This window comes from Chryseobacterium sp. CBSDS_008, assembly GCF_049959325.1.
GTDB lineage: Bacteria > Bacteroidota > Bacteroidia > Flavobacteriales > Weeksellaceae > Chryseobacterium.
In genome coordinates this window covers 31,733-43,471 of record NZ_CP188202.1, presented here as the reverse complement: position 1 = coordinate 43,471, position 11,739 = coordinate 31,733, and the positions used below count along the sequence as shown (strand labels likewise).

The 11,739-nt window shown below is 36.3% G+C and carries 10 protein-coding genes; 3 read left to right on the top strand and 7 right to left on the bottom strand.

From position 1 onward, the window contains the following. Positions 1 to 199: 199 nt before the first annotated feature. Entirely contained in the window at positions 200 to 364 is a 165-nt protein-coding gene (locus tag ACP3T3_RS00170; protein WP_426477939.1) for a hypothetical protein, read from the top strand. A 58-nt stretch (positions 365 to 422) separates the two neighbouring features. On the opposite strand, the gene ACP3T3_RS00165 is transcribed toward ACP3T3_RS00170, so the two are convergent. The 6 genes from ACP3T3_RS00165 to purM all read right to left on the bottom strand — a co-directional run bounded on the left by ACP3T3_RS00165 (position 423) and on the right by purM (position 8,676). After that, on the bottom strand, positions 423 to 1,925 hold the full coding sequence (locus ACP3T3_RS00165) for a nitrilase-related carbon-nitrogen hydrolase (protein WP_426477938.1): 1,503 nt from the start codon (positions 1,923 to 1,925) through the stop codon (positions 423 to 425). 420 nt (positions 1,926 to 2,345) lie between these two features. Further along, positions 2,346 to 3,875 (bottom strand): glutamine-hydrolyzing GMP synthase, encoded by a 1,530-nt coding sequence (gene guaA / locus ACP3T3_RS00160; protein ID WP_426477937.1) that lies wholly within the window; start codon positions 3,873 to 3,875, stop codon positions 2,346 to 2,348. Positions 3,876 to 4,029: 154 nt separating this feature from the next. Then, complete coding sequence (gene purD, locus ACP3T3_RS00155; protein WP_426477936.1) at positions 4,030 to 5,268, bottom strand: phosphoribosylamine--glycine ligase; 1,239 nt, start codon at positions 5,266 to 5,268, stop codon at positions 4,030 to 4,032. Between the two features lie 88 nt (positions 5,269 to 5,356). Beyond that, positions 5,357 to 6,874, bottom strand: a complete 1,518-nt coding sequence (gene purH / locus ACP3T3_RS00150; protein WP_426477935.1) for a bifunctional phosphoribosylaminoimidazolecarboxamide formyltransferase/IMP cyclohydrolase — start codon at positions 6,872 to 6,874, stop codon at positions 5,357 to 5,359. 167 nt (positions 6,875 to 7,041) lie between these two features. Next, on the bottom strand, positions 7,042 to 7,608 hold the full coding sequence (gene purN / locus ACP3T3_RS00145) for a phosphoribosylglycinamide formyltransferase (RefSeq protein ID WP_426477934.1): 567 nt from the start codon (positions 7,606 to 7,608) through the stop codon (positions 7,042 to 7,044). Between the two features lie 75 nt (positions 7,609 to 7,683). Then, the gene (gene purM, locus ACP3T3_RS00140) at positions 7,684 to 8,676 is read right to left on the bottom strand and encodes a phosphoribosylformylglycinamidine cyclo-ligase (RefSeq protein ID WP_426477933.1); all 993 of its coding nucleotides are present in this window, start codon (positions 8,674 to 8,676) and stop codon (positions 7,684 to 7,686) included. A 550-nt stretch (positions 8,677 to 9,226) separates the two neighbouring features. On the opposite strand from purM, the gene ACP3T3_RS00135 reads away from it, so the two are divergent. After that, positions 9,227 to 10,054: a hypothetical protein gene (locus ACP3T3_RS00135; RefSeq protein ID WP_426477932.1), complete on the top strand. Its 828-nt coding sequence runs from the start codon at positions 9,227 to 9,229 to the stop codon at positions 10,052 to 10,054. A 48-nt stretch (positions 10,055 to 10,102) separates the two neighbouring features. Continuing rightward, positions 10,103 to 11,092 carry a hypothetical protein gene (locus ACP3T3_RS00130; RefSeq protein ID WP_426477931.1) on the top strand — a complete coding sequence of 330 codons (990 nt, stop codon included), beginning with the start codon at positions 10,103 to 10,105 and terminating at the stop codon, positions 11,090 to 11,092. 82 nt (positions 11,093 to 11,174) lie between these two features. Here the strand turns inward: ACP3T3_RS00130 and ACP3T3_RS00125 are convergent, their stop codons facing one another. Next, positions 11,175 to 11,726: an NADPH-dependent FMN reductase gene (locus tag ACP3T3_RS00125; RefSeq protein ID WP_426477930.1), complete on the bottom strand. Its 552-nt coding sequence runs from the start codon at positions 11,724 to 11,726 to the stop codon at positions 11,175 to 11,177. Positions 11,727 to 11,739 lie beyond the last annotated feature (13 nt).

The following is an 11,739-nucleotide window of genomic DNA, read 5'->3' as shown; positions in this document are numbered from 1 at the left end:
ATAGTAGGTGCAATGTACTCCAAAAATTGTTCCTTTATAAAAGAATTATTGTAGTAACATCAACATATAAATTAAAAATAACAACATATAATCAGTATTTTAAAGAATTAAATACATCAATACTTATAAAACCTATCATTTGTTATAAAATTTAATATATTTACAGTGTACAAATAAAACAAACCGAAAGTATTAGAACATGAAAAATTTACGTAACAACAAACTTTCAAGAGAGCAATTAAAAGGAATTGCAGGAAACGGGATCATCATCGGAAACTGCTCATACCAGTGCTGCCCTACAGATGGAAGACCAAAATGTCCAGGGCTGATCTGTCCTGCTGTAGTGTGTCCTCAGTACGTTTAATTTTATTTTAAAAAATTTTAGGCCAATAAAAAACAGAATGCTGACGCATTCTGTTTTGTTATTTAAGATAAGTCTCATAAAGATCTTTTCGGCGGTCTTTCATTACCTGAACAGAACCGTTATGATGGAGATCTTTTAACAGATTAAGGTCTACATCAACAATCAGGGTCATTTCGGTATTGGGCGTTGCCTCACCTTTCACGGCATTGGATGGAAAAGCAAAATCAGAGGGGGTAAATACAGCAGCCTGCCCAAACTGGATATCCATATTGTTTACCTTCGGAAGGTTTCCTACGCAGCCGGCAATCGCTACATAACATTCATTTTCTATGGCTCTTGCAGCAGCACAGTGGCGTACCCGCATGTAGGCATTCTGTGTATCTGTCAGATAAGGAACAAACAAGATTTTCATGCCCTGATCGGCCAAAATTCTTGGTAATTCCGGGAATTCCACATCGTAGCAGATTACAAGACCTATTTTACCGCAGTCGGTATCAAAGACTTTTATTTCATTTCCTCCTTTCATTCCGTAATACCTTTTCTCATTCGGAGTGATATGGATTTTTCTGTATTCATCAATACGGCCGTCACGGTGAAGAAGGTAGCTTACGTTGTACAGGTCGTTGTTTTCAAAAACAGGCATACTTCCGGAAATAATATTTACGTTATAGCTGATGGCAAGCTCTGAAATTCTTTCTTTAATCTCTTCAGTAAGCTTTGCCAGCTCTATCATACTGTCACGTTCTGAAAGCTTATTGAATGGTGCCAGCAAAGGGGTATTGAACAGCTCCGGAAACAGCACAAAATCTGATTTATAATCTCCCATCACATTCACAAAGAATTCTACCTGCTCATAAAAGGCTTCTATATCTTTGAAGTGCCTCATCTGCCACTGTACCAGCCCAAGGCGTATGATACTGTCCTGCATGGTATTCGGTTTTCTACTGTAATAGATGTTGTTCCATTGCAGAAGCACTGCATTTTCTTTGGAAGCTTCATCTTCGGGAAGATATTTTTTCAGCACCCTGATGGGTAAGAAATTATTGGAAAGCTGGAAAGACAGTACAGGATCATAGATTTCTTTATCTCTTACTTTTCTAATGTATTCTCTGGGTGAAAGCTCATGGCTGTATTTATGATAGCTCGGAATTCTTCCACCAAGAATGATGGATTTTAAGTTTAACAGCTCACAGAGTTCTTTTCGGGCATCATAAAGCCTTCTTCCCAGTCGCAGTTCACGGAACTCGGGGTCTACAAAAACCTCTATTCCATACAGTACATTCCCTGTTGAGGAATGGGTATTGAAGGTATAGTTTCCTGTAATATCGCTATAGGTATGATCATCCCCGAATTCTTCATAATTGACAATAATGGAAAGTGCTACTGCAGCCAGCTTTCCGTCCACGGTGATGCAAATCTGCCCGTTAGGAAACATCTTTGTCAGTTTATCAATACTTTTTTTGGACCAAATGGATTCCGACATTTGCGGATAGGCTCTTTTCATCGTTTCCGCCAGTTCATCATAATCCTGAAGTGTCAGGTTTCTTGTTTCTATTTGCATTTGTCTAATTTTACTTAAATTTAGAGAAAATTAGACAAATACCATTTAAAACAATAACCAATTTATTTCTATTTTTTATTTATAATGAAATCCTACGCATTAACCTTAATTATAAGCATCGTAATTATTTTTATTTTAAGAATTTTTTATCCTGACGCAGTCATTCATCTTTCACACAATTTAACCCTGTTTTCAGGATCTGAAATAAAACCTCAGGAAACCAAAAGTGTTGTTTACTTTTATCTGGCAGGGGCAATGCTGTTAAATTATCTGATTTTTCATAAGCACATGCTATTCAAGCTGGTGTATTGTTTATTGATTGCTATCAATATGGTACTGATTGTTTTTTCATTAAAAGCATTTTAACAAAAAATCCTGCCCGTTGGGCAGGATTTAATATTTTAAATTCAAGTCAAGAAATTATTCCCACTCAATGGTTGCTGGTGGTTTGCTTGAAATATCGTAAGCTACTCTGTTGATTCCTCTTACTTCGTTGATGATTCTGCTGGAAACAGTATCAAGGAACTCGTAAGGAAGTCTGCTCCACGTTGCGGTCATAAAGTCAATAGTGTTGGCAGAACGAACTACAGCAGTGTATTCATACGTTCTTTCGTCTCCCATTACTCCTACAGATTTCACCGGAAGAAGCACTACGAAAGCCTGAGATACTTTTTCGTAAAGATCATTTTTGTATAATTCTTCGATGAAGATATCATCAGCTTCCTGAAGGATTCTTACTTTTTCAGCATCTACAGCGCCCAATATTCTGATTCCCAATCCAGGACCCGGGAAAGGATGTCTGTATACCAAATGGTGAGGAATACCCAATTCTTCTCCTACTCTTCTTACTTCATCCTTGAAAAGCTCTCTTAACGGCTCTAGTAATTCGAATTCCATATCTTCAGGAAGTCCTCCAACGTTGTGGTGAGACTTGATTACTGCAGAGGGTCCGTTGACAGACTGACTTTCGATAACATCGGGGTAAATAGTACCTTGTGCAAGGAATTTAGCACCTTCAATTTTGTGAGATTCTTCATCAAAAACATGGATAAATTCATTTCCAATGATTTTTCTCTTCGCTTCAGGATCGTCTACTCCAGCTAATTTTGAAAGGAATCTTTCCTGAGCATCCACCATTTTAATGTTCATATGGAAATGTTCTCCATACTGATCCATCACTTTCTTACCCTCATCTTTTCTTAATAATCCCGTATCTACGAAGATACAAGTCAGCTGATCACCGATTGCTTTATGGATCAAAACTGCCGCTACAGAAGAGTCTACTCCTCCGGAAAGACCAAGGATCACTTTGTTGTCTCCTACTTTCTCACGGATTTCCTCAACTGTTTTTTCGATATAATTGGTCAGTTTCCAGTTTTTCTCTGCGTTACAGATTCCGAAAACAAAATTTTCAAGCATTTTCCCTCCTTCTTCTGTATGAGAAACTTCCGGGTGGAACTGAACACAGAAGATTTTACTTTCTTCGTTAGAGATAGAAGCAATTACGCCTGATTTTGCATTTAATTCAAAACCTGCAGGCAATTCTCCTACTTCGTCAAAATGGCTCATCCAGACTACAGAGTTCTGAGTAACCCCTTTCAGTAAAGAGCTTTCTTTAACGATATCAAGGTTTGCTTTACCATATTCTCCTTTTTCTCCTTTGTTTACTTTTCCTCCTAAAAGGTGGGCCGTCATCTGCATTCCGTAGCAGATTCCCAATACAGGAACTCCCTGCTCGTATAATTCTTTTTCAACCAGGTGGGCATTTTCTGCATTTACAGAGCTAGGTCCACCGGAAAGGATGATTCCTTTCGGCTGTTTTGCTAAAATATCTTGTAATGGTGTATTGTAAGGTAAGATCTCAGAGTATACTCCCATCTCACGGATTCTTCTTCCGATAAGCTGATTGTACTGGGATCCGAAATCTAAAATAATAATACCGTTGTTCATTGTTGATAATTGATTTGTTTGAAAGATATCAGATTTCAGACATCAGATTTCAGATTTTTTTTCTGAAGTCTGGTATCTGACCTCTTAATTTCTAATATTAACTGTTTTACAAAAAAAGACTTGGAATAGCTCCAAATCTTTTTTGTGATTTTTATTAAAACTTTCCGATGTCTTCTCTGTAGAAGCCGTAATCGAAATGTACGTGACCTGCATCTTCGTAAACTTTTTTGCGGGCATCATCGTAGGTAGCTCCTGTAGCCACGATATTCAGAACCCTACCGCCATTGGAAACCACTTTATCTCCTTTCTTTACAGCACCTGCATATAATAGTTTGCTGTGTTTCAGTTTATCCTCACCTGTAATTTCGAAACCTGTTTCGATGTTTCTTGGATAACCTCCTGAACACATTACCAGACAAACTGCTTTTTCGTCTTTAAATTTAAGTTCAACTTCTTTCCCTTCCATACAATCCTGAATGACATCAAGAAGATTGTTTTCCATAAGTGCCATCAATACCTGCGTTTCAGGATCTCCGAATCTCATGTTGTATTCAAGAAGGTACGCTCCGTTTTTCGTTACCATCAATCCGAAGAAGATGATTCCTTTAAATCCAAAGCCTTCAGCTTTAAGTCCTTTAACAGTAGGTTCTAAGATATTTTTTTCGAAGTCTGCATAATGCTCCTGAGTGAATTCCGGGCTTGGTGCCACAGAACCCATACCTCCTGTATTTGGTCCTGTATCTCCGTTTCCGGCTTTTTTATAGTCCTTTGCAGCGATACATGGGAAAAGCTTGTCACCATTAGAGAATGCAATGATAGACGCTTCAAAACCTTGTAAATATTCTTCGATAACTAAACGGATACCCGCATCTCCATAGATTCTTCTGATCATGAAATCGTGGATGGTAGCTTCAGCTTCTTCAAGGTTATCACAGATAACAACCCCTTTTCCACCTGCCAAACCGCTAGCTTTGATCACTAAAGGATATTGCTGAGTCTGGATATATTCTTTAGCATCGTTGTATGAATCAAATACTACTGCCTTGGCTGTTTTGATATCATAGGTCTGCATAAATTTCTTAGAGAAAGCTTTGCTTCCTTCAAGGCTTGCTACCTTTTGAGTTGGACCGAAAACTTTAAGATCGTGTTTTTTAAATTCGTCCTTGATACCCGCTACAAGAGGAGCTTCCGGACCTACGATCGTAAGATCAATCTTTTCTTTGATAGCGAAATCTCTAAGTTCTTTGATTTCTGATAAATGGACATTTTTCCCTATTGCATCGGTAGTAGCATTCCCGTTGGCAAAAAACATTTTAGAAATTCTTGGGTCATTCTGAAGCTTTGCCGCTAAAGCAGATTCTCTACCGCCTTCACCTATGATTAATATTCTCATACTTTATTTATTATCTAGTCTTATTTTACAAATATATAATTTTGAATGCTAAAAATACAATCCCTAATTATTTTTAATTCTATTTTAATTAGTGAAAAAAGTGTCTCACTCCTGTAAACATCATTGGGATACCGTGCTCATTTGCAGCTTCTACGCTATCCTGATCTTTTACACTTCCCCCTGGCTGAATAATCGCCTTGATACCTTCCTGAGCGCAGAAATCTACCACATCACGGAAAGGGAAAAATGCATCTGAAGCCAATACCAGATCTCCGGAGAATTTTTCTTTTGCTCTTTCGATCGCCTGCTGAGTCGCCCAGATTCTGTTGACCTGTCCGCCACCGATACCGAATGCCTGAATTCCGTTGGAAACTACAATAGCATTAGATTTCACGTATTTTACCACTCTCTGAGAGAAAAGCAATGCTTTTTTCTGTTCTTCTGTAGGCTGTACTTCAGTTACTACTTTGATATCGTCTGAAAAGTGGGTATCATTATCCTGAACCAGGATACCGCCGTCTACTTTCACCCAAGTCTGCTTATCAGAAACCGGGTTTACGATTTTGATAATTCTTAAGTTTTTCTTTTTTCTTAAAATGTCAAGAGCTTCTTCATCAAATTCAGGAGCCATGACAATTTCAAGGAAAGTTTTATTCAGTTCTTCAGCTGTTGCTGCGTCTATTTTATAGTTCATTGCAACAATTCCGCCAAAGATAGAAACCGGATCACATTCGAATGTTTTCTGATAGGTCTCCAATGCTGTTGTTCCGATGGCCACTCCACAAGGGGTAGAATGTTTTACGGCACAACAGGCCATTTCTTCTTTGAACTCAGTAACTACTTTCCAGCAAAGGTCCATATCACGAAGGTTGTTGAAAGAAAGTTCTTTACCTCCAAGCTGCTCGAAGTCTTTCATGGCTCCGTTCTCGAAAGTAGAAACGTAATAAGCAGCTGTCTGGTGAGGGTTTTCTCCATATCTTAAGTCTGCCACTTTTTTATAAGAAGCATTCAGATAGGCAGGATATTCTTCATCCAGAAGCATTCTTGAAATGGCTGCATCATACGCAGAAGTAAGGTTGAATACTTTTCCTGCAAGCTTTTTACGGGTTTCGATGTAAGTATCACCGTTTTGCTCCATTTCAATTTTCACTGTCGCATAGTCTTCAACATCTGTGATTACCGTTACAGAATCAAAGTTTTTCGCTGCAGAACGAAGCATTGAAGGGCCGCCGATATCAATAAACTCTACTTTTTCATGTAAAGAAATGTCTTTGTTTACATTTTCAAAGAAAGGATAAAGGTTTACGATAACCATGTCAATCAGATCAATTCCGTGTTCCTGAACGGTTTTCATGTGCTCTTCGTTGTTACGGACAGCCAGCAGTCCACCGTGCACTTTCGGGTGTAGAGTTTTTACTCTTCCGTCCAGCATTTCAGGGAAATTGGTTACCTCATCAATCTGAATAGGATTTAAACCAGCGTCTTTCAAATGTTTGAACGTTCCTCCTGTAGAGATCAACTCATAATTCTGAGCTTCCAGAAACTGCGCGAATTCTATTAATCCACTTTTGTCAGAAACACTGATTAAAACTCTCTTTTTACTCATTTTACTTTCAATTTTTTACTTTTTACAGCTATTTCAAACTGTGTCCGGGTCTTTCACCTCCGAACTTACTTTTATTTTACTTAGATTTTTTACTAATATAACAATGTATCAGTATAGCAATGTAACAATTAATAATTGGTAAACTGATACATTGTTATATTGTTACATTACAGATTTCCCAAAACCTTATTGATCGCTATTGGAAATATTTCATATTCAATCTGGTGAACTTTCTGAGCCAGTGTATCAGGAGTATCGTCAGCAGTTACTTCAAACGATTTCTGAAGAATGGCTTCTCCTTCATCAATGCCTGGCGTTACAAAATGTACAGTGGCTCCACTCTCTACTTCCTTAGCTTCAATGACTGCATTATGAACGTTCATTCCCCACATTCCCTTTCCTCCGAATTTCGGAAGCAAAGCCGGGTGAATATTGATTATTTTACCATTCCAGTTTTCACAGAATTCAGATTTTAAGATGGATAAAAATCCTGCCAATACGATCAGATCAGTATTTTCAGGGATTACTTTAGCCAATTCACTGCTGAAATTCTTTCCTCTTGGAATGAGAATGTTTTCTATATTGTGATTCTTTGCTCTTTCCAATCCGAAACATTCTCTGTCAGCAACCACCAAACTTACTTTTGCGTTCTGGATTTCTCCTGAGCCAATAGTATCAATGATCCTCTGAAGATTGGTTCCTGAACCGGATACGAGTACAACGATGTTCTTCATTAATTTAGATACTAGATATCAGATATCAGATACAAGACTAAAGTCTGAGATCTGATATCTGGAATCTGAAGTCTTTTAAAATGTTAAGTTTATTTTCTCTGCTCCTTCAGTGATTTCTCCGATTTCGTAAGCATCATCTAAAAGGTGTAATACTTTTTCAGCATGTTCAGCATCTACTACGATCACCATCCCAACACCCATATTGAATGTACCGTACATTTCTTCACGGGTTACTCCTCCTCTTTTTTCAAGCTCAAGCATTACACTTGGAATTCTAACCTTAGAACCATCAATAGAAGCACAAAGTCCTTCAGGGATAATTCTTGGAACGTTTTCATAAAGACCGCCTCCTGTAATGTGGGCAATTCCGCTTACTTTTACCTCTTCCAATACTTTATGAATATCCTTGTAGTATAGTCTTGTAGGAACCAGAAGTGTTTCATATAAAGGTTTTCCTTCAAATTCTTCTTCGAAGTTCGGGAATACTTTTCTTACTAAAGAGAATCCGTTTGAATGGAATCCTGAGCTTGGTAAAGCAATAATTTTGTTCCCTGCCTTAATCGTAGAACCGTCAATAATCTGATCTTTTTCTACAATTCCTACGCAAAATCCTGCAACATCATAATCTCCGGGCTGGTACATTCCCGGCATTTCAGCAGTTTCTCCGCCAATCAACGCACAGTTGTTATCCTTACAAGCAGCTACCATTCCTAAAACGATTTCTGCAGCGATTTCTGAATCAAGCTTTCCACAAGCCAGATAATCTAAGAAGAATAAAGGTTTTGCACCGTGGCAAAGGATATCATTGGCACACATCGCAAAGCAGTCTACCCCGATAGAATCATATTTTTTAGTATCTAAAGCTACTTTCAGCTTTGTTCCTACTCCATCTGTTCCTGATACAAGGACCGGATTTCTGTATCCACCGATTTCATAGAAAGCACCAAAACTACCCAAATGGTTCAGTACATTGGAATTGTGGGTTTCACCGACCGCCTTTTTGATCTTGTCAACCGTTTTGTATCCTTCTTCTTTGTCTACTCCTGCTGATTTGTAAGTGTTGCTCATGTCTGCTTAGATTTTTAGATATAGGATTTCAGATCTCAGATTTCAGATAATTCTTATCTTGTATCTGGCGTCTTGCGTCTTCTTATCTTTTAATATTTCAATTACTTTTATACTCAATTTTAGAAAACAAAAAAGCCGACAATCTTTTCAGATTATCGGCCGTTATTTTATCTCAGAATTTCAGAGCCCACAACTTTCCCTTTATGAGAAAAACATTGTTTATAGGAGGTCTGAATTTTCATCTCTTTTCTTTTTGCAAAAATAGTAATTTTAAATGAATATTCAAATTCTATTTTTCAAGGATGGTTTCAATAGCCGCAATCTTCTGTATTCTTTCTTTTAACTCACTGGCTTTCTCTTCGTTAGAAATTTTTTGAGTTTCTTTATCAAAGTTATCATTAAAGTAAAATTATTAAATATTTGATAAATAAGAAATTGCAGTATATTCTTCTTGATACTCTTTTTATACAAAGAAAAAATAAACATTCAGATAAATGATTATATAAGTTAAGTCTTATTTTTGATTCACTTAAATTATTCAAATATGTATATGTTAAAAACAATTGATAGTATTTCAGAATTAAGAAATACTAATGGACAATCGGAAGGGGAATCTATTTTATTGTTAGGCTATTATTTTCCAGGAGACAAAGGACATTTAATATATATGTGGACATTTAGTACAGCAATTGATAACGGCGGAAGTATTATTAATGGTACGGGTGGAAGTTGGATTGCTATTTTTGAAAATCAACAATTCAATTCAAAGGACTTTTCTTTATTTCCGCTTTTAACGACTCCCAACTACAATAATTTTAGTTCTCAACAAGCTTTATTTGACAAGGTAAGAAATTATGCTATAGATCATAATTTAGATTTAGTATTTGACAACGGTAACTATTCAGTTAATATTTTCAGAACCGGATATGCCGTTGATAAAATGAAAATCAATATTATAGGCAAAGGAATAGTTAATTTTTATCTTAAAAAGAATAGTACTCCTACAATGGTTCAGTTCTGGGATGACGCTTACGTTGAAAATATCAACTTTTATTCTTTAGAAACAGAATTAGATTCTCAACGTGCCACTACAGAATCCAGGAATCGTATTTATCTTAAAAAATGTGGTTTTTTTAATTTTAGAAATCAAATAAATGGTAATTCATGGGGATTATATGCAAAAAACACAAATGATCTGACAGTTGACAATTGTTTTTTCGGTAATAACGGTCAATCTGATTTTTCAATTGTAGATAACTGTAATAATATCAAAATTGTTAACCCTGTAAATATCATTGATAATGGGATGTATTTGAATATTGAGCCCAATTCTATAGAAATAAATCAAAATATTCAATTACAAGGTGGTGTCTATTGAAGAATTAATTTATTAGTAAATACATTATCTGCAAATCCGGTACAAAATATGACTATTATTGGCTGCCAAATAGATTGGCTGATGTACGATGGGGCAGACTGCGAAATAATTGGATCACAAATAAAGAAAATAACAAATCAGGAAGTAGTCAATATACCGATGGGGAATCTAGACCTTAATTTAAGATTTGGACCTAATTTAATTCCTGATCCGTATTTAATAGATTTTGATTATTCCGAGTCGGTACGGTCATGGGTTTTCGGTACTGCAACTTCACTTGTGATAGATAGAACTAATAAAGATTTCACAAGAATAGGGAATAGGAATATTGTTAATCACTCTACTACTATAAAATCTAAATTGATACCTGTAAATGCCACCTCTAAATACCTGTTTATGCTTAACGGCAAGGCTAATTATTTTGGTACAATAAGCAACATCGCCAGATGTTTTCGAATAGAACTATATGATTCTAACCAACAGTTAATTACTATAACCAAACCAGTAGCGGGTATAGACACTCAGTTTCAAAATATAGTAGGCAGTGCATTTCGTTTTCCATTAGCTACTGAAGGCTCAACAGGTTTCATAAATCAAATTGCGATCTTAGAATTTGAACAATATGCTCCTCAGACAAAATATTTAAAAATAGAATTAGGTAAATATAATGTGAATCAAAATGAATTCGACTTTAAGTTTATATCATTGAACGAAATATTAAGTTTTGAGAAGGGCGAGAGTATTTCAAGTTATATATCAAGAAATCTTCCTAATGGCAAATATAAAATAACAACTACACCTCCATCAAATCCCATAGAAAACAGAACAACAGGAGCAATGACGGGAGATATCTTGTATTCAGAAACTGGAGAATACTGGGTTGTCACAGATGGCGGTGTCCGTCCAATTAAAGTAGATAAAATCAATAAAAAAAAGATGAATCAAATGAATTCATCAGCCGTAGATATTGCAACTTTGGTTTCAGATTTTAATGAACTTTTGAAAAAATTAAAAGAAGTTGGGTTAATGGACAATTAACGTATTCAAATTCATTATAAATAGATGTTAATATAAAAAACCACTCAAAATGAGTGGTTTTTATGTAAATACAAATTCAATTCTATTTTTCAAGGATGGTTTCAATAGCCGCAATCTTCTGTATTTTTTCTTTTAACTCACTGGCTTTCTCTTCGTTAGAAATTTTTTGAGTTTCTTTATCAAAGTTATCATTAAAGAAAGGAAGCGAAAAAGTTTCCACCACATTTCCTCCGTGGAAAGGGAAACGCTTTGATGCTGCTTCCAAAACTCCTGCTCCTCCTCTGCCTCCCGGAGATGTAGACATCAATAGCATTGGTACTTCGTTCCAAACCGTTCTGTCTTTAATTCTGGATACCCAGTCGAACACATTTTTGAATGCTGTAGAATAGGTTCCGTTATGTTCTGCCAAAGCTACCAACAATACATTTGCACCGTCAATTTTTGCGGCAAAATCACGAGCTTCCTGAGGAACCCCATTAGCCAGTTCTCTTTCATGTTTGTAGATTGGCATTTCGAAAGGATTCAGATCTACTACTTCCACTTCTGCATTTTCAAATAATGTTGAGGCATATGCTACCAACTGTTTGTTCATTGAAACTTCTGAATTACTTCCTGCTATTGCTAAAATTTTCATAGGTGAGGTTTAT